Genomic DNA, 24,313 nt, shown 5'->3' on the forward strand with positions numbered 1-24,313 from the left:
GGCGGCACAGATCTTGCGGAGCCGTGGGGAGAGAGGGCCTGGGCCATGGACAATGGCACCGACCGTGGCACCGAGAGGGATGCGCCTCCCAGCCGCGGAGCTGGGAACGGCGCGGCGACGGAGTCCGCCGCGGCCGGCCGCATCCCGCTGGCCGTGGTCGTAGTGGACCGTGACGGCCTCGTCTCCCACTGGAGCAGGGGCGCGGGCCGGCTCTTCGGAGTCCCCAAGGACGACGCGATAGGGCGCGCGGCGGTGGACCTGCTGCCCGTCTCCGGCGCACTGCCCGAGGACGATGACATCACCCCGTACGGGGCATACGGCGCGTACGACGGACTCGGCCCCGACCTGGAGTCGTCCCTCGACGGCAGGCTCTCCTACCCGGCCGCGGGCCGCGCCCGCCTCACCGTCCCCGAACACGACAGCCTCCATGCGCGCGTGGACGTGCTGTGGTGGGCCTACCCCCTGGTCGGACCGGGGCACGAGCGGCTGCTCGTGCTCGCCGCCGAAACCGCCGGTCTCCGTCAGGACGAAGCAGACGGCAGCGAAGGAGATCTGGCGTTCGAGCGGATCGCGCCCGGCTTCGCCCTGCACACGGACTTCCCCGGCGCCGAGGAGCTGGCTCGCCGGCTGCCCGAGATCCTGCCCAGCATGAGCGTCGACGAGAGCGCCCGCATCGTCGCGCAGGTCCTGGAACTGGGCTATCCCGTCCTGGAGTTCAGCCAGAACGACCGGGTGCCCGTCACCCCCGACTGGGGTGTGCCGCGGCGCATCGAGCGCAAGGCCCGCCGCGAGCGGGCCGCGCGGGCGGCGGCCGAGGGCCTGCCGGTACCGCACGAACTCGCCGACGACGCCGAGGACCTCGAGTACGCCGCCGTACGCGAACACCTGGAGTTCCTCAACGAGGTCAGTGGGAAGATCGGCACCTCGCTCGACCTGTCGACGACCATCATCGAGGTCAGCAAGGCAGTCGTCCCGCGCTTCACGGACGTCGCCGGCACCTATCTGCGCGAACAGGTCGTCGCCGGCGAGGGGTTCCCGGACGGCGTTCCGGACACGACCACCATGTGGCACCGGGTCGCCCTCGAGCACACCGACGAACCCGGCCGCTGGGACGACGTCGTGCCGGTCGGCGAGGCCATGCCCTTCCCGGCGCACACGCCGTTCTTCCAGTGCATGACCAGCGGTGAGCCCGTCCTGGTGCCGCGCATCAGCGTGGAGATGGGTCACGCCATCGCCTCGCAGTTCGAGAAGCGGGACATCCGGCCGCTGATCACCAACCGCTCCATGCTGATCGTGCCCCTGAAGGCACGCAACGTGGTGCTCGGATTCATGATCCTGCTGCGCCACCCGGAGCGCGTCGAGTTCAACGACATGGACCGGGTCACCGGCGCCGAACTCGCCGCCCGCGCGGGCCTCGTGCTCGACAACGCGCGCATGTACACGTACCAGGAGAGCGTCGCCGAGACCCTCCAGGACAGCATGCTGCCGCACATCCCGCCGCGCATGGCGGGCTGCGACATCGCCACCCGTTATCTGCCGGGCACGCTCCTCGGACGGGTCGGCGGCGACTGGTTCGACTCCGTGAAACTGCCCGGCGCCCGCACGGCGCTGGTCGTCGGCGACGTCATGGGCCACGGCCTCAACTCGGCCGCCATGATGGGCCAGTTGCGTACGGCCGTGCAGACCATGGCCGCCCTCGACCTGCCGCCCGCGCAGTTGCTCCGCAACCTCGACGACCTCGCGCAGCGCCTCGGCGACACCTACCTCGCGACCTGTCTGTACGCCGTCTACGACCCGATCGCGAGCGAACTGCACATCGCCAACGCAGGCCACATCCCACCGGTGCTGGTCCGCGCGGAGGACGGCCGCAGCGAGCTGCTCGACCTGCCGACGGGCGCACCCATCGGCGTCGGCGGAGTGCCCTTCGAAGCGGTACGCGTGCGTGTGGAGCCCGGCGACCGCATCGTGATGTGCACCGACGGACTCGTCGAGGTGCGCGGCGAGGACATCGGCGTGGGCCTGGCGACCCTCAGCGAGTCCGCCGCCCACCCGGCCGCGTCCATGGACGACGCCTGCGACTCCATCATCCGCGCCCTCAACACCCGCGGCGGCCGCAAGGACGACGTGGCCCTGCTGATGGCCCGCCTCAACGGCATCGAGCCGGACGACGTCGCCGAGTGGCGCCTCGCCCCCGACCCGATCGAGGTCGGCCGCGCGCGTACCGTCGTCCGCGAACAGCTCCACGACTGGGGGCTCGCCAAACTCGCCCCGGGCGCCGAGCTGTTGGTCAGCGAGCTCGTCACCAACGCCGTACGGCATTCCCACAGCCGCCCCGTCGAACTGCGGCTCGTCCGCGGCGACACCCTGCTGTGCGAAGTGGACGACGACGACCACGACCTGCCGACCCTGCGCAGCGCCGGCCCGGAGGCCGAGTTCGGACGCGGACTGCGCGTGGTCAGCGCCCTCGCCCGCGAGTGGGGCACCAGCCGTACGAAGGCGGGCAAGACCGTCTGGTTCGAACTGACCCTGCCCCGGCGCTGACCGCACAACAGACCTGTGCTGACTGCACATCAGGAGTGTGGGGGCGCCCGGGGGCGTACGCCCCTCGAATGCGGAGTGAAGGAATGCGCCGCGCGCTTGTAGCCGTGACCGGGGCGCGATAGACCGTACTCGCCCGTCACTTGAATCGGGCCAGTACATCGCACCCTGGGGAGTGGGCATGAGCGTGACGAGTCGGTACCGGGAGGCCTGGGAGGGCTTCTGGCGTGCAGCCCCGGAGGAACAGGGGGCCGTGTTCTGGGACGCGGAGCCGACCCTGACCGTCGGCATACACCTGGGCCTGTTCGAGCCGCACCTCGCCGACCCCAGTCTGGCGATGGTGGACCTCGGCTGCGGCAACGGCACCCAGACCCGGTTCCTCGCCGACCGGTTCAGGCGCGTGGTCGGCGCGGATCTGTCCGCCGCCGCCCTCGACCGCGCTCAGCACGCCGACCCTGCCGGACAGGCGACGTACCGCGTGCTGGACGCCGTCGAGAAGAGCGAGACGGAGACGCTGCACGCCGAGATCGGCGACGCCAACGTCTATATGCGCGGCGTCCTGCACCAGGCCGAACCGGAGGACCGGCAGCCCATGGTGGACGGGATCGCCGCGCTCGTCGGCGAGCGCGGCCGGGTCTTCCTCGTGGAACTCTCCGAGGCCGCCAAGCCCGTGCTGCTGGGCCTGGCACAGAGCCCCACCGGACCGCCGGCCAAGCTCGCACCGATCTTCCAGCACGGCATCGCCCCGGGTGAAGTGGCCGACGACGCCGTGCCCGAGTATGTGCGCACGGCCGGCCTCACCGTCCTGGCCGGCGGCGAACTCCCGCTGACCACCACGGAGTTCGGCCCCGACGGCGATCGGATCGTGCTGCCGTCCAAGTGGCTGGTGGCGGGGCGCACGAGCTGACGGCCGACACCGTGAGGTGAGGGTGGGGCGCAGGGGAACTCCCGCGGACAGCGGTTCGTACATGCGAACACAATTCGAAAACTCGGCCAATGCCGGGTCATCGAGTCGCCAAGGTTTGCAAAGTTCACTGGTTCGCCGAGTCCCACCCCCACGTCATGGAGGCCCGAACCATGACCCCGAACCACCCCCGCCCGTCCCGGCGCGCCCTGCTCGGTTCAGCGGCCCTGGCCACCCTCGCGGTGGCGGCCGGCGCGGGCACGGCGAGCGCGGGCCCGTCCGCGGCCAGAGCCACCTGGCCGGCCGAGTTCCCGCTCCCCGACGGCTGGCTCCCCGAGGGCATCACGATCGGCGGCAAGCCTTACGCCTACATGGGCTCGCGCGCCAACGGCGCCATCTACCGCACCGATCTGCGCACGGGCGAGGGCGGGGTGCTTTACGCGGGTGCCACCGGCCAGGTGGCCGTGGGCCTGAAGCTGGACCGCGACGACCTGCTCTATGTCGCGGGCGGCACCGGAGTCGCCCGTGTCCACGACTCCCGCACCGGCGAACTCCTGAGCACGCACCAACTGACCGACGCCACCGGTCACTTCATCAACGACGTCACCCTGCTCGGCGACCGCGCCTGGTTCACCGACTCGCGCGACGCCGTCCTGTACGGGGTGCCGCGCGGCCGCGACGGCCAGGTGCGTGCGCTGCCGCTGACCGGCGACTGGGTGCAGACACCCGACGTCAACAACGCCAACGGCATCGTCTCCACCCCCGACGGCGGGGGTCTGATCGTCGTCAGCAGCACGCCTGGCCGGCGCGAACAACGTCGCGGGTGGCGACGGTCTGTGGCGCATCGGCCGCACCCTCTACGTGGTACAGAACCGCCTGAACCTGATCAGCGTGTTCGAGCTCGACGCCAAGGCCACCGCGGCCACCCTGCGCCGTACGATCACCGACCCGCGCTTCGACGTCCCCACGACCGCCGCCCGGTTCGGCGACCGCCTGTACCTCGTCAACGCGCGCTTCACCAGCCCGCAGACGCCGGAAACGACGTTCAACGCGGTCGCTGTATCGCTCTGAAGACCTCGTCGAGCAGGTCGGCGATGTACAGCACTCAGGCCACGGAGCGGCACTGGGCGGTGCTCCTTGACCTGCTCCGTCGTACGCTCCGGCCCCCTGCTTCCTGGCCGGTTTCCCCCGCGGCGCGTAACGTGACGCACCATGAAGATCCTGATCAGCGCCGACATGGAGGGTGCCACGGGGGTGACCTGGCCGGCCGACGTGCTGCCGGGGACACCGCAGTGGGAGCGGTGCCGCTCGATGTTCACCTCGGACGTCAACGCCGCCGTGCTGGGGTTCTTCGACGGCGGGGCGGACGAGGTCCTCGTCAACGAGGCCCACTGGACCATGCGCAACCTGCTCCTCGAGCAGCTCGACGAGCGGACGGAGATGCTCACCGGGCGACACAAGTCCCTCTCCATGGTCGAGGGCGTGCAGCACGGGGACGTGGACGGCATCGCCTTCGTGGGCTATCACGCCGGTGCCGGGATGGAGGGCGTCCTCGCCCACACCTACCTCGCCAACTCCATCACCGGGGTGTGGCTGAACGACGTACGCGCCAGTGAGGGCCTGCTCAACGCGCACGTCGTCGCCGAGTACGGAGTGCCCGTCGTCCTCGTCACCGGCGACGACGTGGCCTGCGAGGACGCCCTCGGGTATGCGCCCGAGGCACTGAAGGTCGCGGTCAAGGACCATGTGTCGCGGTACGCGGCCGTGTGCCGTACGCCGGCCAGGACCGCATCCGACATCCGGGCCGCCGCCAAGGACGCGGCGCAGCTGGCGGTCCGTCACCAGCCCGTTCAGGCAGGGCCGTTCACCGTCGCCCTCGAATTCGACGCGGAGCATCTAGCCATGGCCGCCACCGTCGTGCCGGGTGTCGGCCGGATCGGGGAGCGGAAGGTGGCGTACACCAGCGAGACGATGTACGAGGGGATCCGTACCTTCAAGGCGGTCACCACGATCGTCTCGGCCGCCGTGGAGGAGCAGTATGGCTGACCAGCAGGCTCTGGACGAGGTCGTCCGGTTCACCTCCGACCTCATCCGTATCGACACCACCAACCGCGGCGGCGGCGACTGCCGGGAGCGGCCCGCCGCCGAGTACGCCGCCGAGCAGCTGGCGGGGGCCGGACTCGAACCCACGCTCCTGGAGCGCACCAAGGGACGTACGAACGTCGTCGCGCGCCTTGAGGGGACCGACCCGGCCGCCGACGCGCTGCTCCTCCACGGTCATCTGGACGTCGTACCCGCCCGGGCCGAGGACTGGACCGTGCACCCCTTCTCCGGGGAGATCCGCGACGGGGTGGTGTGGGGGCGCGGCGCCGTCGACATGAAGAACATGGACGCCATGATCCTGGCCGTGCTGCGGAGCTGGGCGCGGCAGGGCGTGCGGCCCCGGCGTGACATCGTCGTCGCGTTCACCGCCGACGAGGAGGACAGTGCCCGGGACGGTTCCGGGTACCTCGCCGATCAGCACCCGGGGCTGTTCGAGGGGTGCACCGAGGGCGTCAGCGAGTCGGGGGCGTTCACCTTCCACGACGGCAGCGGGCGGCAGATCTACCCGATCGCGGCCGGTGAGCGCGGTACGGGCTGGCTGAAGCTCACCGCGCGCGGGCGCGCCGGGCACGGCTCCAAGGTGAACAGCGAGAACGCGGTCACCCGTCTCGCCGCCGCGATCACCCGCATCGGCGAGCACGAGTGGCCGCTGCGGCCGACTCCGACCGTGTGGGCCGCTCTGGCCGAGCTGGCCGCGCTCTACGGCTTCGACGTCGACCCGGACGACATCGACGGGCTGCTCGAAAAGCTCGGCCCTGCGGCCAGGCTCGTCGAGGCGACCGTACGCAACAGCGCCAACCCGACCATGCTGGAGGCCGGTTACAAGCTCAACGTGATCCCCGGGGAAGCCGTCGCGTATGTCGACGGGCGGTATCTGTACGGCGGCGAGGACGAGTTCCGCACGACCCTTGACCAGCTCACCGGACCCGACGTGGAGTGGGAGTTCCACCATCGTGAGGTGGCCCTCCAGGCGCCGGTGGACTCGCCGACGTACGCAAAGATGCGTGCCGCCGTCGAGGAGTTCGCGCCCGAGGGGCACGTGGTGCCGTACTGCATGTCGGGTGGCACGGATGCCAAGCAGTTCTCGCGGCTCGGCATCACCGGATACGGGTTCACGCCGCTGAGGCTCCCGGAGGGGTACGACTACCAGGCCATGTTCCACGGGGTCGACGAGCGGGTCCCGGTCGAGGCGCTGCACTTCGGTGTCCGCGTCCTCGACCGCTTCCTGCGGACGGCCTAGGCGAGTTGGGGGAGAACGTGCAGAGACTGCCGTACGGTTCCTGGCCCTCGCCCATCGACGCGGCGCTCGCCGCCGCGCACGACGGGCGCCCCGAGTACGTGGGCTTCGTGGGCGACGAGGTGTGGTGGACCGAGCCACGGCCCGCCGAGGGCGGCCGCCGCACCCTGGTGCGGCGGCGCGCCGACGGCCGGGAGGAGCCGCTGCTGCCCACGCCGTGGAACGTCCGCAGCCGCGTCATCGAGTACGGCGGGCAGCCCTGGGCCGGGACGGTCGTGGACGGACGGCCGCTCGTGGTGTTCGTGAACTTCGCCGACCAGCGGCTCTACCGGTACGAGCCCGGAAGCGACCCGCGTCCCCTCACGCCCGTGTCGCTGGTGGGCGGTGGACTGCGCTGGGTGGAGCCGCAGTTGCAGGTCCAACGCGGTGAAGTGTGGTGCGTGCTGGAGGAGTTCACCGGCGACGGGCCCACCGACGTGCGCCGCGTCCTGGCCGCGGTGCCGCTGGACGGCTCGGCGGCCCAGGACCGGGATGCCGTACGCGAACTCACCGACGGCCGGCACCGGTTCGTCACTGGTCCCCGGCTCTCGCCCGACGGACGCAGCGCGGTCTGGCTCGCCTGGGACCATCCGCGGATGCCGTGGGACGGCACGGAACTGGCCCTGGCCGGGGTCGCCGAGGACGGCACGCTGAGGGAGGCACGCACGCTCGCCGGCGGTCCGGACGAGTCGATCGCCCAGGCGGACTGGACCGCCGACGGCTCGCTCCTCTATGTGAGCGACCGCACCGGTTGGTGGAACCTCTACCGCGACGGCGTACCGCTCTGTCCGCGCGAGGAGGAGTTCGGCGGGCCGCTGTGGAAGCTCGGGCAGCGCTGGTTCGCCCCGCTGGACAGCGGACTGATCGCCGTGGTGCACGGCCGCGGCGCCACCGCGCTCGGCATCCTCGACCCCGAGACCGGCGAGGTCGTCGACGCCGCCGGCCCCTGGACCGAGTTCGCGCCCACGCTCGCAGCGCACGGCGAGCGTGTTGTCACCGTCGGAGCCAGCCCGCGCAGCGCCTACGAGGTCGTGGAACTCGACACCCGGGCCGGCCGGGCCCGCGTGATCGGCGCCGAGCACGAGGACGCGGTCGACCCCGCGTACTACCCCGAACCGCAGATCCGCACGTTCACCGGACCCGCCGGACGCGACATCCACGCACACATCTACCCGCCGCACAACCCGCGCTGCGTCTCGCCCGGCGACGAGCTGCCGCCGTACGTCGTCTGGGCGCACGGCGGCCCCACCAGCCGGGCGCCGCTCGTGCTGGACCTGGAGATCGCCTACTTCACCTCCCGGGGCATCGGCGTCGCCGAGGTCAACTACGGCGGCTCGACCGGGCACGGGCGCGAGTACCGGAACCGGCTGCGCGAGCAGTGGGGCGTCGTCGACGTCGAGGACTGCGCGGCCGTCGCGCTCGCCCTCGCCGACGAGGGGACAGCCGACCGCGAGCGGCTCGCGATCCGTGGCGGCAGCGCGGGCGGCTGGACCTCGGCCGCCTCCCTCGCCGCCACCGACGTCTACGCCTGCGGCACGATCCTCTACCCCATCCTCGACCTCGCCGGCTGGGGCTCGGGGGAGACCCACGACTTCGAGTCGCAGTACCTGGAAACCCTGGTCGGGCCGCTCGCCGAGGTCCCCGGCCGGTACGCGGAGCGGTCGCCCGCCGAGCACGCCGACCGCATCACCGCACCCTTCCTGTTGCTGCAGGGCCTGGACGACGTGATCTGCCCGCCCGCCCAGTGCGAACGGTTCCTGGCGCGGATGGAGGGCAGGCGGGTGCCGCACGCGTACATCGCCTTCGAGGGGGAGGGGCACGGGTTCCGGCGGGCGGAGACCATGATCCGTGTCCTGGAGTCGGAACTCTCCCTCTACGCCCAGGTCTTCGGGCTGAACCCGCGCGGTGTCCCGACATTGGAGCTGACCAAGTGAGAGAACTCCTGCGGCCGTCCCGACTCGCCCCCGGCGCCCGCGTGGCCGTCGTCGCGCCCAGCGGTCCGGTCCCGGAAGAACGGGTGCAGGCAGGGCTCGACCTGCTGCGGGGATGGGACCTCGACCCGGTCGTGGCACCCCATGTGCTGGACCGGCACGGCGAGTTCGACTACCTGGCGGGCACGGATGCCGACCGGGCCGCCGATCTGCAGGCCGTCTGGTGCGACCCCTCGGTGGACGCGGTGCTGTGCGCGCGGGGCGGGTACGGGGCGCAGCGGATGGTCGACCTGCTCGACTGGGAGGCGATGCGGGCCGCCGGACCCAAGGTGTTCGTGGGCTTCAGCGACATCACGGTGCTGCACCAGGCGTTCGCCAACCGGCTGGGCCTGGTCACCCTGCACGGACCGGCGGCCGCCGGTGTCGACTTCATCAAGCACGCCCGCGCGCAGGAACACCTGAAGGCCACCCTGTTCGCTCCGGAGAGGGTTCGCACCCTCGTCTCCGATGGCCCCGCTCTGGTTGCCGGGCGGGCGCGGGGCGTCACGCTGGGCGGCTGTCTGAGCATGCTCGCCTCCGATCTCGGGACGCCGCACGCCCACGACGGTGCCCGCGGTGGGCTGCTGCTGATCGAGGACGTCGGCGAACGGGCGTACCGCATCGACCGGATGCTGACCCAGCTGCTGCGCAGCGGATGGCTCGACGGCGTCACCGGGATCGCACTCGGGTCGTGGGTGAAGTGCGGTCCCTACGAGGAAGTGCGCGCCGTCCTCGTGGACCGGCTCGGAAGCCTCGGCGTGCCCGTCGTCGAGGAGTTCGGATTCGGGCACTGCGAGGGCGCGTTGACCATCCCCTTCGGCGTGAGCGCCGAACTCGACGCCGACGCGGGCACCTTGACGCTCGATGAGCCTGCACTGCGCTGAACCGCCTCTCCCGGGCCGTCTTCACTGAATATCCGTCAAGAACACTCGTCTGGGCGATTGACCTCGTATGACACGTGTCACACCATGACAAGCGGTGGTTACTTACTGGTCGGTAAGCAGAGCTGTCCTGAGTGTGGAGGTCTCAGTGTCCCGACGCGTGTTCAGATCCCGGGCTCCGCTCGCTCTCGCCCTGGGCGCGGCGCTCGCCGCACCCCAGGCACTCACCGATCCCGTGTCCGCCGCAGGCCAATACAGCGTCACGGCACTGAAGTTCACCGTCCAGGCGGGCGGCCGCCGCTGCGCGGTCGACGCCGATCTGTACCGCCCGGCGGGCGTCGACAGCGCCCACCGCGCCCCGGCCGTCCTCGCCACGAACGGCTTCGGTGGCAGCAAGTCCGACGGCACGACCGACGCCATCGGCAAGGCCCTCGCCTCACGCGGCTATGTGTCCCTGATCTACTCCGGGCTCGGCTTCGGCCGCTCGGGCTGCCTGATCTCGCTCGACGACCCCGGCATCGACGGCACCGCGGCCTCCCGGCTGATCGACTTCCTGGCCGGCAGGCGTGCCGCCGACGACGGCACCAGGGCCGACTTCGTCACCCTCGACGGCGCGGGCGACCCGCGGGTCGGCATGATCGGCGGCTCGTACGGCGGAGCCGTCCAGCTGGCGACGGCCGCCGTCGACCACCGGGTGGACGCGCTGGTCCCCCTGGTCACCTGGAACAGCCTCGCCTACGCGCTGGACCCCAACAACGCCGGCGGCACCGTCCCCGGCGCCTTCAAATGGCAGTGGACCAACGGGTTCTACCTCCTCGGCGAGGGCCAGGCACTGACACAGCCCAACCTCGACCCGTCCCGGATCAACTCCCTCACCTGTCTGCACTTCGTCACCCGGGCCTGCGCCACCATCCGCACACTGAACTCCGGGAGCTACCGCGCGGGCCCCACCGCCGCGATGCTCGCCTACGCCCGCAGTGTCTCACCGGCCTCGTACCTGAACCGGGTCCGGGCGCCCACCCTGCTGATCCAGGGGCAGGCCGACAGCCTCTTCAACCTCAACGAGGCGACGGCGACCTACAAGACACTGAAGGCCCAGGGCACACCCGCCGCGATGATCTGGCAGTCCTGGGGGCACAGCGGCGGCATGGTGGACGGTGAACTCAACCTCACCCAGGGCAACTTGGACACCAGCTACGTCGGCAGGCGGATCCTGTCCTGGTTCGACCGCTACCTCCGGGGGCAGCACACCGACACCGGACCGGCCCTCGCCTACTACCGCGACTGGATCACCGACCCCGGCCACACCTACGCCACGGCCGACCGCCTCCCCGCCCTCAGCCGGAAGCTCTACCTCTCCGGGGACGGCAAACTCGTCGACAACAGCAAGAAGGTGGCCCTCGGCAGCCGTACGTACGCCAACCGGCTGACTCCGACGAGTCATTCGGAGACCTCGCTGGCCGCGATCGGCGGGCTGCCGGACCCGGCGCCGTTCGACACCGAGGGCACCTACCTCGGCTGGACCGGTGAACCGCTCGCCCGCACCACCGATGTCGTCGGCGCGCCCCGGGTCACGCTCAGGGTCGACTCCCCGCAGGCCGCGAAGGCCCAGAACTCCGACAACGCCGCCGACCGGCTCGTTCTGTTCGCCAAGCTGTACGACATCGCCCCCGACGGCACCAAGACGCTGGTGCACCGGCTGGTCGCACCGGTCCGGGTCCCGGACGTGACCAAGAGCTTCACCGTGAGCCTGCCGGGCATCGTGCACCGGTACCAGAAGGGGCACCGGCTGCAGTTCGTGATCGCGGCGAGCGACGACGCCTACTTCGGCAACCGCGGGATCAAACCGGTGACCGTGGCCAGTGAGCCCGGGAACACCGGGGTGCTGGAGCTGCCCGTGCTCGGCGGGTGAGGCCTCCCACGGGCAGTCCTCACCGTGCGTGAGGGGGTCTTCGGGCGCATCCTGGTGGCATGAGCCCGAAGACCTCCGAGCCGGGTGCCAGGCACAGCGGCGAGAGGGGCCCAGCCGTGACGCCCGGCCGGGTCGCCGTCCTGCTGCTCGCCGTCTTCGCCCTGGTCTTCATCTTCCAGAACACCCACCACACCAGGATCCGCCTCCTGATCCCCGAGGTCACGATGCCGCTGTCGACGGCCCTGCTCGCCGCGGCCGCCATCGGTTCGTTCTTCGGGGCGTATTTCATGAGGCGGCGACGTTAGACCGCCGTAGGGTGACGGGATGCCGCACACCGCATCCGGTTACCTCGCCGAAGGCCCCCGCGTGGGTATACGTCACTTCACCTACGAGGACGGTGCCGAGTTCACCGCCCGTGCCCGCGAGAGCAAGGACCTGCACCACCCCTGGCTGTTCCCGCCGGACACTGCGAGCGCGTACACCGCTTACGCGGGCCGGCTGATCGAGGACCCGGCCAAGGCCGGATTCCTCGTCTGCGAGAAGGACGGCGCGCAGGGGGCCGGGGCCATCGCCGGGTACATCAACATCAACAACATCGTCGAGGGCGGCTTCCAGTGTGGCGCGCTCGGCTACGGCGCCTTCGCGCACGCCGCCGGGCGCGGGCTGATGCGGGAGGGGCTGGACCTGGTGGTGGGGTACGCGTTCGGGCCGATGCGGCTGCATCGGCTGGAGATCAATGCGCAGCCGCAGAACGCGGCGTCGATTGCGCTGGCGCGCGCGTGTGGTTTTCGGCTTGAGGGGTTCTCGCCAAGGATGATTTTTATTGACGGGGACTGGCGGGATCATGAGCGGTGGGCGATCACCGTCGAGATGCGGGGCGCTTCGCGCGGGTAGCGCCGTGAGGGGTTGTCGGTTGTCTGCGGCGTCGTAGTGGCTGGTCGCGCCCACGCGGCAGAGCCGCATATCGATACGGCCCCGCGCCCCTTATGGGGCGCTGCAGGTCCCCTTTGCGGAATCCTGACCGGTAGGTCCCCTGGTCAGCTCACCGGTGAGCGGCTTCCATGGTGATCGTGACGACCATCCGACGTGAGGTACTGACGTTGCCCGCCGCGGAGTTGGGGCCGGACAATCCGCTGCCCCCGTTGCGGCTGCTGCACGAGGTTCACCGCATCGAGGACCGGGACCGGGACGAACTGCCGCGGGACATCGCCCGGCAGGCCGGCTACGAACCCCTCCGCAGCCTGCTGCCGGTGCGGGTGCGCGACGGGTACGGGCGGGCACGCCAGCCCCGTGAGTTCGACGCCCTCGTGATCGAGAACGGCCGGCTGCGCGCCACCGTACTGCCCGGTCTCGGCGGCCGTGTCGCCTCCCTCCTGCACAAGCCCACCGGCCGTGAACTCCTGTACCGCAACCCGGTGTTCCAGCCCGCGAACTTCGCCCTCAACGGCGCCTGGTACTCCGGCGGCATCGAATGGAACATCGGCGCCACCGGCCACACCACCCTCTCCTGTTCCCCGCTGCACGCCGCCCGCGTCCCCGCCCCCGACGGCGGCGAGATGCTCCGGCTGTGGGAGTGGGAACGCCTGCGGGACCTGCCCTTCCAGGTCGACCTGTGGCTGCCGGAGGACTCCGACTTCCTGTACGTCGGCGTCCGCATCCGCAACCCGCACGAGCGGCCCGTGGCGACGTACTGGTGGTCCAACATCGCCGTGCCGGAGGAGCGCCGGGTGCTGGCCCCCGCGGAGGAGGCCTGGCAGTTCGGGTACGAGCGGCGCCTGCGGAAGGTGCCCGCACCCTCGTGCGCCGAGATACAGCAACTCCCTTACGCCGCCGACTACTTCTACGACCTGCCCGATGCGCGACGGCGCTGGATCGCCGCCCTCGACGAGGACGGGCACGGTCTGGTGCAGACCTCCACCGACCTGCTGCGTGGACGCAAGCTCTTCGTCTGGGGGAAGGGACCCGGCGGGCGCCGCTGGCAGCAGTGGCTCACCGAACCCGGCACGGGCGGCTACTCGGAGATCCAGGCCGGGCTCGCCCGCACCCAGCTGGAGCATGTACGGCTGGAAGCGGAGAGCGAGGTGTCGTGGCTGGAGGCCTACGGTCCGCTGAGCTCTCCGGAGGCGGCCGACGCAGGGGAAGCCCGCCTGGAAACCGCACTCCCGCGCGCCGCCGTCGACGCCGCCCACGCCGCCTGGAAGCCGCACGCCGACACCGAACCCGGCGAGATCCTCGCCGTCGGCTCCGGCTGGGGTGCGCTCGAAGTGCTGCGCGCCGACTGGAAGCTGCCCGGCACGCCCTTCGACGAGGGCACGCTCGGCGAGGCCCAGGAGCCCTGGCTGCAACTGCTGCGGGCCGGTGCCTTCCCCGAGCCGCGCCGGGTGCGGCCGCCCGGCGAGACGCTGGTCGCTCCGCACTGGCGGGACATGCTGGAGACCGCGCCCGCGACCCCGCTCACCGAATACCACCTGGGTGTCGCCCAGTGGTACGCCGGTGACCTGGCGCAGGCGGTGCGCAGCTGGGAGCGGGCCCTCGAACTCGCCCCGTCGCTCTGGCCGTTGCTGCGCTGCCTCGCCGTCGCCGACCAGGAGAGCGGCAACCACGAGCGGGCCGCGGACCGGTACGCCGACGCCTTCGACGACCTGTGCCACGAGCGGCGCGACGGCGGGGAACGGTGGACGGCGGCCACGGCCGCGCTGGGCCGTGAGGCGATCGAGGCCCTGCTCGCCGTACGCCGCACCGCTCAGGCGCGCGGGGTCTGGGAGCGGCTGCACCCCGCCACCCGGGAGCGCGGCCGGTTCCGGCTGATCGAGGCGGGGCTGCTGCTCGCGGAGGGGCGGCGGGAGGAGGCACTGGACGTCTTCCGGGCGGGCTTCGAGGCCGCCGATCTGCGGGAGGGAGCAGAGGCGATCGGCCGACTCTGGTCGAGGCTGACCGACGAACCGCTCCCGGCCCAGTACGACTTCCGTATGCGCCCGCCGGAGGCGTAGGGACCTACACGTTGCGGTCCACGTACTCGTACACCATGCCGTCCGGATGCATCGCGATCAGGTTGCGGCCCCCCGGCGTGGGAACCGGCCCCGCGACGATGTGCGCGCCGAGCCCGGTGAGCACCCGGTGGGTTTCCTCGACGTCCTTGACGGCGATCGTGGCGGAGATCTTGCGCAGCACCTCCAGCTCGGCCTCGGGCCCGCTCATCAGCAGGAAGCAGCCGACCGCGGCCACCTGGACGCCGCCGCGTTCGAAGCGTTGGGCTCTGCCGCCCGCCAGCCGTTCGTAGAAGGGGACCGCGGTCTCCAGGTCGTCGACGCAGATGCGCAGCGTGGCTCCCAGAATGTCCATGCGGAAAGCCTAGTTGGGGCGGCCGGGCGAGGAGATCACTTCCGATCGTTTCGGGAGATCGTCCTCGACCCGACCGCCCCCGGGGCGTGGATCAGCCCATCGCCTTGCGTACGACGTCACGCGTGCGGTCGACGACGGCCGCGACCGGGCCTACTGCCACGTTCTTCAGGGCGGTGTCGGTGCCCGGGTGCGGACGCGTGGGTGCCAGGGCCTCGGCCGCCTGCACCGCACGGGCCAGGGTCTCCAGCCTGCCGCGGTCGGCGACCCGGCTGAAGTGGGCGAACTCGTACCGCTCCTCGTTGTCGGCGTGTGCGAGCACGTCCTGGCGCAGGGCCGCGAACTGGTCCAGGAACTCGGGCGAGTCCGGATCCATGTCGTCCAGCCGGGACAGGGCCGCCTTGGCCTTCTCCTCCTCCTCGATCCGGTCCTTCACGACCAGCTCGCCGCCGTCGATGTTCTTGCGGGCGAAGGGATGGACGACCTCCTCCTCGGCGGTCTCGTGCACCGCGAGGAGCCGGACGAGATCGTGGAAGTGCCGCTTTCGGTCCGCGCCCTTGGTGTTCGCCACCTCGTCGAACAGTTCTCGGATCCGGGTGTGCTGCCCCTTGAGCAGCTCCACCACATCGGTGCGCTCGGTCATCCTGCAACTCCTGTAAAGGGGTCAGTGAGGGTTTTGGTCGTGCGGTCGTGCGAGCGGGCCGGGTACCCGGCGGCCGTGGGCTGACGCACCGCTTTCCAGCCGTGACGGACCGCGTTATCCGTACGCCCGTACGGGTACTCGGCGGGCATGGAAGGCTTGGATCATCTGGAGCACCTGGACAGGCACCTGGTCGACGAGCTGGCGCAGGTGGCGCGCGAGACCGTGCGCGACGAACTGCGCGAACAGACTCGCAAGCAGCGGCGTAGGGCCATGCTGTACGCCGTGTCCGGCGCCGTCGCCCTGTACGCGGGCGCGGCCCTCGCGCTCACCCTCGGACTGGCCCTCGCGATCGGCCTGCCCGACTGGGCCGCGGCACTGATCACCGGGGCGGTCCTCGGCGTCATCGCCTACGTCCTGCGCGGCATGGCCCGCCCCGCCACGTCCCGGCCCACGTCGGAGCGGGAGGCGGAGCTGGCCGCGAGCCAGGGCGACCCCGTCGTCGGCGGCCGGGCACCCGCAGCGCCGCCGAGCGGACTCGGGGCGCCGTATCCGCCGATGCCGCCGGTCGCGCCCGGCGGTCTGGGCGGGGCCGCCGGTGCGCCCGTCGCGGGCGAGCCGGGCGGTGCGGGCACGCCCGCGCCGAGCCAGGACGACATCGACCCCGAACAGCCGCACCACCGGGCGTGATGAGGCGTGCGCAGCCGTTGGGGTCTGCCCGTGCCGGGGGGCCGTAAAGCCGTCGTCGTGACCGGGGCCAGCGGCGGCGTGGGGCGGGCCACGGCCCTGGCCTTCGCCGCCCGGGGCGACCGTGTCGCGCTGCTCGCCCGCGGACGTGAAGGCCTCGCCGCGGCCGCCGACGAGGTGCAGCGTGCCGGGGGCGAGGCCCTCGTCGTCACCGTCGACATGGCCGACGCCAAGGCGGTCGACGACGCGGCCCAGCAGGTCGCCGACACGTTCGGGCACATCGACGTATGGGTCAACAACGCCTTCTCCGGGGTGTTCGCTCCGTTCACCGAGATCACCCCGGACGAGTTCCGGCGGGTGACCGAAGTGACGTATCTGGGCTGTGTGTTCGGCACCCGGGCCGCGCTGCACCACATGCTGCCGCGCGACCGCGGCACGATCGTGCAGGTCGGCTCGGCGCTCGCCTACCGCGGGATTCCGCTGCAGTCGGCGTACTGCGGGGCCAAGCACGCGATCCAGGGGTTCAACGAGTCGCTGCGGTGCGAGCTGCTGCACACCGGCAGCGGCGTCCGCACGACGATGGTGCAGCTGCCGGCCGTCAACACCCCGCAGTTCGACTGGGTGTTGAGCCGGATGCCGGGGCGGGCCCGACCGGTGGCACCGGTGTTCCAGCCGGAGGTCGCGGCCCGCGCGATCGTGCACGCCGCCTCCCACGGCCGGCGGCGCGAGTACTGGGTCGGAAGCTCCACGGTGGCCACCCTGCTCGCCAACGCGGTGGCTCCCGGAGTGCTCGACCGCTATCTCGCACGCACCGGCTTCGACGCCCAGCAGGACGAGGGCGAGCACGGCGAGATCGGCAACCTGTGGACCCCGGCGGACGGCGCGCACGGACGGGACTTCGGGGCGCACGGGCGGTTCGACGACGAGTCCCGGCCGGACGGTGCGCAGGAGTGGATCTCCCGGAACCGTGGTCGGGTGGGGACGGCGCTCACCGTCGGCGCCGGCGTGGTGGCCGCACGGAAACTGACCCGGCTCGCCCGCCGTTAGGCCCTGTCGGTTGGGCCAGGCCGGCTGCAGGGAGCGGTGCCTTGCAGCCGCCTGGAGCCGAGCGGGGTCTGGGGGGTGCAGCGACGACGCCGCTGGGGGTTTCCCCACGCCTTTGAGGCGGTGGGGGAGTGCGTGCCAGGCCTCGCGACGCCGAGGTGATCCAAACGACAGGCCCTAGCCGACCCGGTATTGCTCCACCTCGTCGGTCCGCAGGGTCAGCCCGTGGCCCAGACCGGCCAGCGGGCGCACCGTGCCCCCCGTCGGGTCCAGCGCCCCGTCGAAGAACATGTCCTCGATGCGTACGTGGTCGTGGAACCACTCCATGTGGCGGAGGTTGGGGAGCGAGGCGGCCGCCGCGGCGTGGGCGTGCGGGGCGCAGTGGGTGGAGACCTCCAGGCCGTGGGCCTGGGCGAGCGCGGCGGCGCGCAGGAACTCGGTGATGCCGCCGCAGCGCGTCGCGTCGATCTGCAGGCAGTCGACCGAGCCGGCCGCGATCATACGGGCGAAGTAGGGGAGGTCGTAGCCGTACTCGCCGGCCGTCACATCGCACACCAGGGCGTCACGGACCAGGCGCAGACCCGTCAGGTCGTCCGAGGAGACCGGCTCCTCGAACCAGCCGACACCGTGCTCGGCCAGGGCACGGCCGACGCGGACGGCCTGTTTGCGGGTGTAGGCGCCGTTCGCGTCGACGTACAACTCGGCCTCGGAACCGATGACATGGCGTGCCGCCCGGACGCGGGCCAGGTCGCGGGCGGCCGCACGGCCCCAGGTCTCCCCGATCTTGATCTTGACGCGAGGGATGTGCTGCCCGTGCACCCAGCCGTTGAGCTGCGCGGCCAGATGCGTCTCGTGGTACGTCGTGAAGCCGCCGCTGCCGTAGACCGGGACCCGCTCGCGGCACACGCCGAGCAGCCGGGCCAGGGGGAGTTCGAAGAGGCGCGCCTTGAGGTCCCACAGCGCGATGTCCACCGCGGAGATCGCGCCCGCGGCGATCCCGGGGCGGCCCGCGTTGCGGACGGAACGGCACATCGCGTCGTGCACGGCGGGGATGTCGAGGGCGGAGCGGCCCTCGACCAGCGGGGCGAGGTGGTCGCGCAGGAAGTCGCCGGCCGCCGGCGGGCCGTACGTCCAGCCCGTGCCGGTCTCGTCGCCCGTCGTCACCTCGGCGATCACCATGGTCGTGGAGTCCCAGGCCAGCGTGCCGTCGGCCTCGGGAGCATCGGTCGGCACCGTGTAGACGGAGACGACGGGGCGGTGGAGTTTCATCGCTGATCCCTCAGGACTGCTGCAGCTGCGGCAGGACCTTCGTACGGTAGAAGTCGAAGAAGCCGCGCTGGTCGGGGCCGATCTGGTTGACGTAGACCCGGTCGAAGCCGGCGTCGGCGAAGGCCGCCAGGGCCGAGACGTGCTCGTCGACGTCGTCCCCGCACACCGCCTTCTCGCGCACCATCTCCTCGGTGACCAGCGGCGCCAGCTGCTCGAAATGGCTCGGCGAGGGCAGGATCTGGCCCATCTCGCCCGGCAGGAACTGGTTGAACCACCGCTGGTGCACCGTGCGTACGGCCTCGTCGCGGTCGGTGCCGTAGCAGAGCTTGGTGCCGCCGATCACCGGCTTGCCGCCGCCACCGCCCTTGCGGAACTGCTCGACCATCGACGCGTCCGGCATCATCGTGATGTAGCCGTCGCCCACCCGTCCCGCGAGCTGCGTCGCCGCCGGGCCGAACCCGGAGATGTCGATCGGGACGGGCTCCTCGGGGACCGTGTACAGGCGGGCGTTCTCCACCGTGTAGTGGGTGCCGTGGTGGCTGACCTCCTCGCCGGTGAAAAGGCGGCGCATGATCTGGATCGCCTCCTCCAGCATCTCCATGCGGACGCTCGCGGGCGGCCAGACGTGCCCGAGGATGTGCTCGTTGAGGGCCTCACCGGTGCCCACCCCGAGCCGGAAGCGGCCGTTCAGCATCACCGCCGAGGTCGCCGCCGCCTGGGCGACCACCGCCGGGTGGATGCGCACGGTCGGGCAGGTGACCGCCGTTTCGACCGGCAGCGACACCGCCTCCGAGAGCGCGCCGATCACCGACCACACGAAGGGGCTCTGGCCCTGCGCGTCGTTCCACGGGTGGTAGTGGTCCGAGATCCACAGCGACTGGAATCCGGCCTGCTCCGCCATCCTCGCCTGTTCGACGAGTTCCGCGGGACCGAACTCCTCGCACGAGAGGAAGTAGCCGTACTCGGGCATGGGGGACACCTCCGGGAGGCACTGGGCGTGGGGGCCGGTCCGCTCCGGGTACCCGGAGCCCGCAGCGGAAACCGGCGGACGTTTGGGGGTCTGGACCAGGGGGACGCGGAAGGCTCCGCACGACGTACGCGACAGCGCCGGAGGCGAACCGTGAGTCGACCCCGCATCGTGATCGTCGGTGCCGGATTCGCCGGGTACCGGACGGCCCGCACCCTGTCCCGGCTGATGCGGCACAAGGCCGACGTCACCCTGCTGAATCCGACCGACTACTTTCTGTACCTGCCCCTGCTGCCCCAGGTCGCCGCGGGGATCCTGGAACCCCGCCGGGTGTCCGTCTCCCTCTCCGGCACCCTGCCGCATGTCCGGCTGGTGCTCGGCGAGGCCGACTCCGTCGACCTAGACGGGCAGAGCGTGCACTACACCGACCCGGAGGGCGGGGGCGGCACGCTCGCGTACGACCGGCTCGTGCTCGCCGTCGGCAGCGTCAACAAGCTGCTGCCCATCCCGGGCGTGGCCGAGTACGCGCACGGCTTCCGGGGGCTGCCCGAGGCGCTGTACCTGCGCGATCACGTCACCCGGCAGGTGGAACTCGCCGCCACCGCGGACGACCCGAAGAGCTGCGCCGCGCGGTGCACCTTCGTGGTGGTCGGCGCCGGATACACCGGGACGGAGGTCGCGGCGCACGGGCAGATGTACACCGACGCGCAGGTCCGCCGGCACCCCCTGCGGCACGGCATGCAGCCGCGGTGGATGCTGCTCGACATCGCGCCGCGCGTCCTGCCCGAGATGGACGAACGGCTCTCGCGCACCGCCGACCGGGTGCTGCGGCAGCGCGGCGTCGAGGTGCGCATGGGGACGTCCGTGAAGGAGGCCACGCCGGGCGGAGTGCTGCTGACCGACGGCGAGTTCGTCGACACCCGCACCCTGGTGTGGTGCGTCGGCGTACGGCCCGATCCGCTCGTCGAGAGCACCGGGCAGCCGCTGGAACGCGGACGGCTCCTCGTCGACCCGCATCTGCAAGTACCGGGCCGCCCCGAGGTGTTCGCGTGCGGTGACGCGGCCGCGGTGCCGGACCTGAACAACCCCGGGACGTACACGCCGATGACCGCGCAGCACGCCTGGCGGCACGGAAAGGTCGCGGCGCAGAACGTCGCCGCGTCCCTCGGGGTCGGTGAACGGCGCACCTACCGCCACCGCGACCTGGGTTTCGTCGTCGACCTGGGCGGCACGAAGGCCGCCGCCAACCCGCTGGGCGTCCCCCTGCCCGGCCCGCTGGCCGGAGCCGTCACCCGCGGCTACCACCTCGCGGCGATGCCCGGCAACCGCGTCCGCGTCGCCGCGGACTGGCTCCTGGACTCCGTACTCCCGCGCCAGGCAGTCCAGTTGGGGCTCGTACGGTCGTGGTCGGTCCCCCTGGACACGTCATCACCGGAACTGGCCCGCGTACCGGGCGGACCGGAACCCCGGGAGACGGCCCCGGCCGGCTCGGGCCCGGGCGCGGCCACAGCGGCGGACACGGCCCCCCAGGGCGCCGCGCCGCCGGGGCACACCACCGAGCCTGCGAGGAATCAGCCGGGCGGTGGGCCTGCGAGGAACCACCCGGGTGGTGAGCCCGCGAAGAGCAAGCCGGGTGGCGTGCCGGCGAAGAACCAGGCGGGTGGTGGGCCCGCGAAGGGTCGGCCAGGTGGTGAGCCCGCCAAGGGGCAGCTCGTCTCCGAGTCTGCCGGCGACCAGCCCGGTCGCGAGACGGCCAAGAACCAGCCAGGCGGCGAGCCGGCCAAGAACCAGCCAGGCGGCGAGCCCGCGAAGAACCAGCCAGGCGGTGAGCCCGCGAAGAACCAGCCGGGCGGTGAGCCCGCCAAGGGGCAGCCCGTCTCAGAGCCCGGCGAGGAGCTGGGCGGCGGTGAATCGGCCGAACCTCCGGGTCCAGTGAAGCGACGTCCCGACATTCCCGCGGAAGGAGACTCATGAATACCGACGAACTCGTGGAGCTCGCCCAGCAGTTGCGTGTGGACAGTGTGCGCGCAGCCGACGCCGCGGGGTCCGGGCACCCGACGTCCTCGATGTCCGCCGCCGACCTGATGGCCGTACTGTTCGCGCACCACTTCCGCTACGACTTCGACCGGCCCGCCCACCCCGGCAACGACCGCTTCGTGCTCTCCAAGGGGCACGCCTCGCCCCTCCTCTACGCCGCCTACAAGGCGGCCGGCGCCATCGAGGACGGCGAGCTGCTCACCTTCCGCAAGCTGGGCAGCCGCCTCGAGGGGCATCCGACACCGCGCAGGCTGCCGTGGGTCGAGACGGCCACCGGGTCGCTCGGCCAGGGGCTGCCCGTCGGCGTCGGTATCGCGCTGGCCGGCAAGCGGCTGGACCGGGGCGGATACCGCGTGTGGGTGCTGTGCGGGGACAGCGAGCTGGCCGAGGGGTCGATCTGGGAGGCCGCCGAGCACGCGGCGTACGAGCATCTGGACAACCTCACCGCGATCGTCGACGTGAACCGGCTGGGACAGCGGGGGCCGACCCGGCACGGGCACGACCTCGACGCCTACGCCCGCCGCTTCCAGGCGTTCGGCTGGCACACCATCGAGGTGGACGGGCATGACGTGGATGCCGTCGACCGCGCGTACGGCGAGGCGCTCTCGACCACCGGGCAGCCGACCGTGATCCTCGCCCGCACCCTCAAGGGCAAGGGCGTCAGCTCCGCCCAGGACCGCGAGGGACTGCACGGCAAGCCCCTCAAGGACGCCGACGAGGCGATCGCCGAACTCGGCGGCCCCCGCGACCTGCGCGTCCACGTCCACGAGCCGACCGCCACCCGCATGCTGCACGCCGTGCGCGCCGGGCACCTCGAACTGCCCCGCTGGGAGAAGGGAACCCCCGAGAAGGGGGTCGCCACCCGCGACGCCTACGGTCAGGCGCTCACCGCCCTCGGCACCGGGCGCGGCGACATCGTGGCCCTCGACGGCGAGGTCGGCGACTCCACCCGGGCCGAGCTCTTCGCCAAGGAGCATCCCGACCGGTACTTCGAGTGCTACATCGCCGAACAGCAGATGGTCGCCGCTGCGGTGGGCCTCGCGTCCCGCGGCTGGGTGCCGTACGCCGCCACGTTCGCGGCCTTCCTGACCCGCGCGTACGACTTCGTGCGCATGGCGTCCGTCAGCGGCGCCGGCATCAACCTCGTCGGCTCGCACGCCGGCGTCGCCATCGGCCAGGACGGGCCGTCCCAGATGGGCCTGGAGGACCTGGCGATGATGCGGGCGGTGCACGGCTCGACCGTGCTGTACCCGTGCGACGCCAACCAGACCGCGCAGCTCGTCGCCGCGATGGCGGGCTGCGAGGGCATCCGGTATCTGCGCACCTCGCGCGGGGCGAGCGAGGTGATCTACGGCCCCGACGAGGAGTTCGCCATCGGCGGCAGCAAGGTGCTGCGCTCCTCCCCGCACGACCGGCTGACCCTCGTCGCGGCGGGCGTCACCGTGGCCGAGGCGCTGGCCGCCGCCGACGCTCTGGACCGGGACGGCATCCAGGCCCGCGTCATCGACCTCTACTCGGTCAAGCCCGTCGACCGGCGCACCCTGCGCCGAGCCGCCGAGGACACCGGGTGCCTGGTCACCGTCGAGGACCACCACGAGGAGGGCGGCCTCGGCGACGCCGTCCTGGACGCGTTCCTCGACGGGCGGCCGGTACCGCGGCTGGTACGCCTGGCCGTCCGTACGATGCCGGGCTCGGCCGCCCCGGACCAGCAGTTGCACGCCGCGGGCATCGACGCCGAGTCGATCGCGGCGGCCGGGAAGCTGCTGGTGGAGGAGGCGGTCGTGCGGTGAGCGACGACAGCGTCCGCACCGTGCGGGCCGGGCGCCGCACCGTGGAGGTCCACCGGGCCGACAAGGTGCTGTTCCCCGGCGACGGCCGTGCGAAGGAGTACACCAAGGGCGACCTCGTCGACTACTACCGGTCCGCCGCCCCGCTCATGCTGCCCCATCTGCGCGGCCGCCCACTGATGCTGGAACGGCATCCGGACGGCCTGGACGGCCCGCGCTTCATGCAGAAGAACACCCCGGAGAACTACCCGGAGTGGATCACCCGCATCGAGGTGCCCAAGGAGGGCGGCACTGTCTGCCACACCGTGTGCGACGACTCGGCCACCCTGCTCTACCTCGCCGACCAGGCCAGCCTCACGCTGCACCGCTGGCTGTCCCGGGTCGGCCACCTCGACCGGCCCGACCGCATGGTCTTCGACCTGGACCCGGCCGGTGACGACTTCGCGGCGGTGCGTGAGGCGGCCCTGCTGCTCGGGGAACTCCTCGACGAGCTCGAACTCCCCTCGGGACTGATGACCACCGGCTCGCGCGGGCTGCACGCCGTCGTGCCGCTCAACGGCCGGCACGACTTCGACGAGGTCCGCGAGTTCGCCCGCGACGTCGCCGACACCCTCGCCGGGGCCCATCCCGACCGGCTCACCACCGCCGCCCGCAAGAAGGAGCGCGGCGACCGGCTCTACCTCGACGTGGGCCGCAACGCCTACGCGCAGACCGCGGTCGTACCCCTCACCGTCCGCGCCCGGCCCGGCGCGCCCGTGGCCACCCCGATCACCTGGGACCAGCTGGACGACCCGGAGCTGACCGCCCGACGCTGGACCATCGCCGACGCCGTCGAACAGGCCCGCACCGATCCCTGGGCCGGTGTCATGCGCAAGGCACGCGCCCTGGGACCCGCCAGGCGCAGGCTCGACGCGTTGCGCGGCTCGTAAAGGTTTGGCCCGTGGCCATGGGGCCACCCG

General features: G+C 71.9%; 19 protein-coding genes and 1 pseudogene. 16 read left to right on the forward strand and 4 right to left on the reverse strand.

The annotated features are described in order from the left end of the window. Nucleotides 1-45: 45 nt before the first annotated feature. The 11 genes and pseudogenes from EDD92_RS38165 (at nt 46) to EDD92_RS38215 (ending at nt 14,574) form a co-directional block, all read left to right on the forward strand. Nucleotides 46-2,541 carry a SpoIIE family protein phosphatase gene (locus EDD92_RS38165; RefSeq protein ID WP_123968508.1) on the forward strand — a complete coding sequence of 832 codons (2,496 nt, stop codon included), beginning with the start codon at nt 46-48 and terminating at the stop codon, nt 2,539-2,541. A 178-nt stretch (nt 2,542-2,719) separates the two neighbouring features. Next, nucleotides 2,720-3,445, forward strand: coding sequence for a class I SAM-dependent methyltransferase (locus EDD92_RS38170; protein WP_123968509.1), 726 nt, complete (start codon nt 2,720-2,722; stop codon nt 3,443-3,445). A gap of 170 nt (nt 3,446-3,615) precedes the next feature. Then, a pseudogene (locus EDD92_RS38175) lies at nt 3,616-4,513 on the forward strand (superoxide dismutase). Between the two features lie 141 nt (nt 4,514-4,654). Beyond that, nucleotides 4,655-5,488, forward strand: coding sequence for a M55 family metallopeptidase (locus EDD92_RS38180; RefSeq protein ID WP_123968510.1), 834 nt, complete (start codon nt 4,655-4,657; stop codon nt 5,486-5,488). Beyond that, nucleotides 5,481-6,785 (forward strand): M20/M25/M40 family metallo-hydrolase, encoded by a 1,305-nt coding sequence (locus tag EDD92_RS38185; protein WP_123968511.1) that lies wholly within the window; start codon nt 5,481-5,483, stop codon nt 6,783-6,785. The genes EDD92_RS38180 and EDD92_RS38185 overlap by 8 nt, the downstream gene beginning before the upstream one ends. 17 nt (nt 6,786-6,802) lie before the next feature. After that, the gene (locus EDD92_RS38190; protein ID WP_123968512.1) at nt 6,803-8,755 is read left to right on the forward strand and encodes a prolyl oligopeptidase family serine peptidase; all 1,953 of its coding nucleotides are present in this window, start codon (nt 6,803-6,805) and stop codon (nt 8,753-8,755) included. Beyond that, nucleotides 8,752-9,675, forward strand: a complete 924-nt coding sequence (locus EDD92_RS38195) for an LD-carboxypeptidase (RefSeq protein ID WP_123968513.1) — start codon at nt 8,752-8,754, stop codon at nt 9,673-9,675. The genes EDD92_RS38190 and EDD92_RS38195 overlap by 4 nt, the downstream gene beginning before the upstream one ends. A 145-nt stretch (nt 9,676-9,820) precedes the next feature. Then, nucleotides 9,821-11,584, forward strand: a complete 1,764-nt coding sequence (locus tag EDD92_RS38200; RefSeq protein WP_123968514.1) for a CocE/NonD family hydrolase — start codon at nt 9,821-9,823, stop codon at nt 11,582-11,584. Between the two features lie 59 nt (nt 11,585-11,643). Next, nucleotides 11,644-11,889 carry a DUF1049 domain-containing protein gene (locus EDD92_RS38205; protein ID WP_123968515.1) on the forward strand — a complete coding sequence of 82 codons (246 nt, stop codon included), beginning with the start codon at nt 11,644-11,646 and terminating at the stop codon, nt 11,887-11,889. A 19-nt stretch (nt 11,890-11,908) separates the two neighbouring features. Beyond that, nucleotides 11,909-12,478, forward strand: a complete 570-nt coding sequence (locus EDD92_RS38210; protein WP_123968516.1) for a GNAT family N-acetyltransferase — start codon at nt 11,909-11,911, stop codon at nt 12,476-12,478. Between the two features lie 167 nt (nt 12,479-12,645). Further along, nucleotides 12,646-14,574: a DUF5107 domain-containing protein gene (locus tag EDD92_RS38215; protein WP_123968517.1), complete on the forward strand. Its 1,929-nt coding sequence runs from the start codon at nt 12,646-12,648 to the stop codon at nt 14,572-14,574. Nucleotides 14,575-14,578: 4 nt separating this feature from the next. On the opposite strand, the gene EDD92_RS38220 is transcribed toward EDD92_RS38215, so the two are convergent. Both EDD92_RS38220 and EDD92_RS38225 read right to left on the reverse strand, forming a co-directional pair. Then, nucleotides 14,579-14,926 carry a VOC family protein gene (locus EDD92_RS38220; protein WP_123968518.1) on the reverse strand — a complete coding sequence of 116 codons (348 nt, stop codon included), beginning with the start codon at nt 14,924-14,926 and terminating at the stop codon, nt 14,579-14,581. Nucleotides 14,927-15,017: 91 nt separating this feature from the next. Then, entirely contained in the window at nt 15,018-15,566 is a 549-nt protein-coding gene (locus EDD92_RS38225) for a hemerythrin domain-containing protein (protein ID WP_123968519.1), read from the reverse strand. Nucleotides 15,567-15,713: 147 nt separating this feature from the next. Between EDD92_RS38225 and EDD92_RS38230 the strand changes: the two genes are divergently transcribed. After that, nucleotides 15,714-16,253, forward strand: coding sequence for a phage holin family protein (locus tag EDD92_RS38230; protein WP_123968520.1), 540 nt, complete (start codon nt 15,714-15,716; stop codon nt 16,251-16,253). A gap of 24 nt (nt 16,254-16,277) precedes the next feature. Next, complete coding sequence (locus EDD92_RS38235; protein ID WP_399185517.1) at nt 16,278-17,297, forward strand: SDR family oxidoreductase; 1,020 nt, start codon at nt 16,278-16,280, stop codon at nt 17,295-17,297. Between the two features lie 174 nt (nt 17,298-17,471). Here the strand turns inward: EDD92_RS38235 and EDD92_RS38240 are convergent, their stop codons facing one another. After that, the gene (locus EDD92_RS38240) at nt 17,472-18,563 is read right to left on the reverse strand and encodes an enolase C-terminal domain-like protein (protein ID WP_123968521.1); all 1,092 of its coding nucleotides are present in this window, start codon (nt 18,561-18,563) and stop codon (nt 17,472-17,474) included. A gap of 10 nt (nt 18,564-18,573) precedes the next feature. Next, nucleotides 18,574-19,533 (reverse strand): LLM class F420-dependent oxidoreductase, encoded by a 960-nt coding sequence (locus EDD92_RS38245; RefSeq protein WP_123968522.1) that lies wholly within the window; start codon nt 19,531-19,533, stop codon nt 18,574-18,576. Nucleotides 19,534-19,683: 150 nt separating this feature from the next. On the opposite strand from EDD92_RS38245, the gene EDD92_RS38250 reads away from it, so the two are divergent. Genes EDD92_RS38250 through ligD form a run of 3 tightly spaced genes read left to right on the forward strand, consistent with a single transcriptional unit; the run spans nt 19,684 to nt 24,283 of the window. After that, on the forward strand, nt 19,684-21,504 hold the full coding sequence (locus tag EDD92_RS38250; RefSeq protein ID WP_123968523.1) for an FAD-dependent oxidoreductase: 1,821 nt from the start codon (nt 19,684-19,686) through the stop codon (nt 21,502-21,504). Further along, a complete protein-coding gene (locus EDD92_RS38255) occupies nt 21,501-23,357 on the forward strand; it encodes a transketolase (protein ID WP_123968524.1) in 1,857 nt (618 codons plus the stop codon). Before EDD92_RS38250 ends, EDD92_RS38255 begins: the two co-directional genes overlap by 4 nt. Then, on the forward strand, nt 23,354-24,283 hold the full coding sequence (ligD, locus tag EDD92_RS38260; protein WP_185124256.1) for a non-homologous end-joining DNA ligase: 930 nt from the start codon (nt 23,354-23,356) through the stop codon (nt 24,281-24,283). The genes EDD92_RS38255 and ligD overlap by 4 nt, the downstream gene beginning before the upstream one ends. The last annotated feature ends 30 nt before the right edge of the window (nt 24,284-24,313 follow it).

Origin of the sequence: Streptomyces sp. TLI_185 (assembly GCF_003814765.1) — a bacterium.
Taxonomy (GTDB): domain Bacteria; phylum Actinomycetota; class Actinomycetes; order Streptomycetales; family Streptomycetaceae; genus Streptomyces.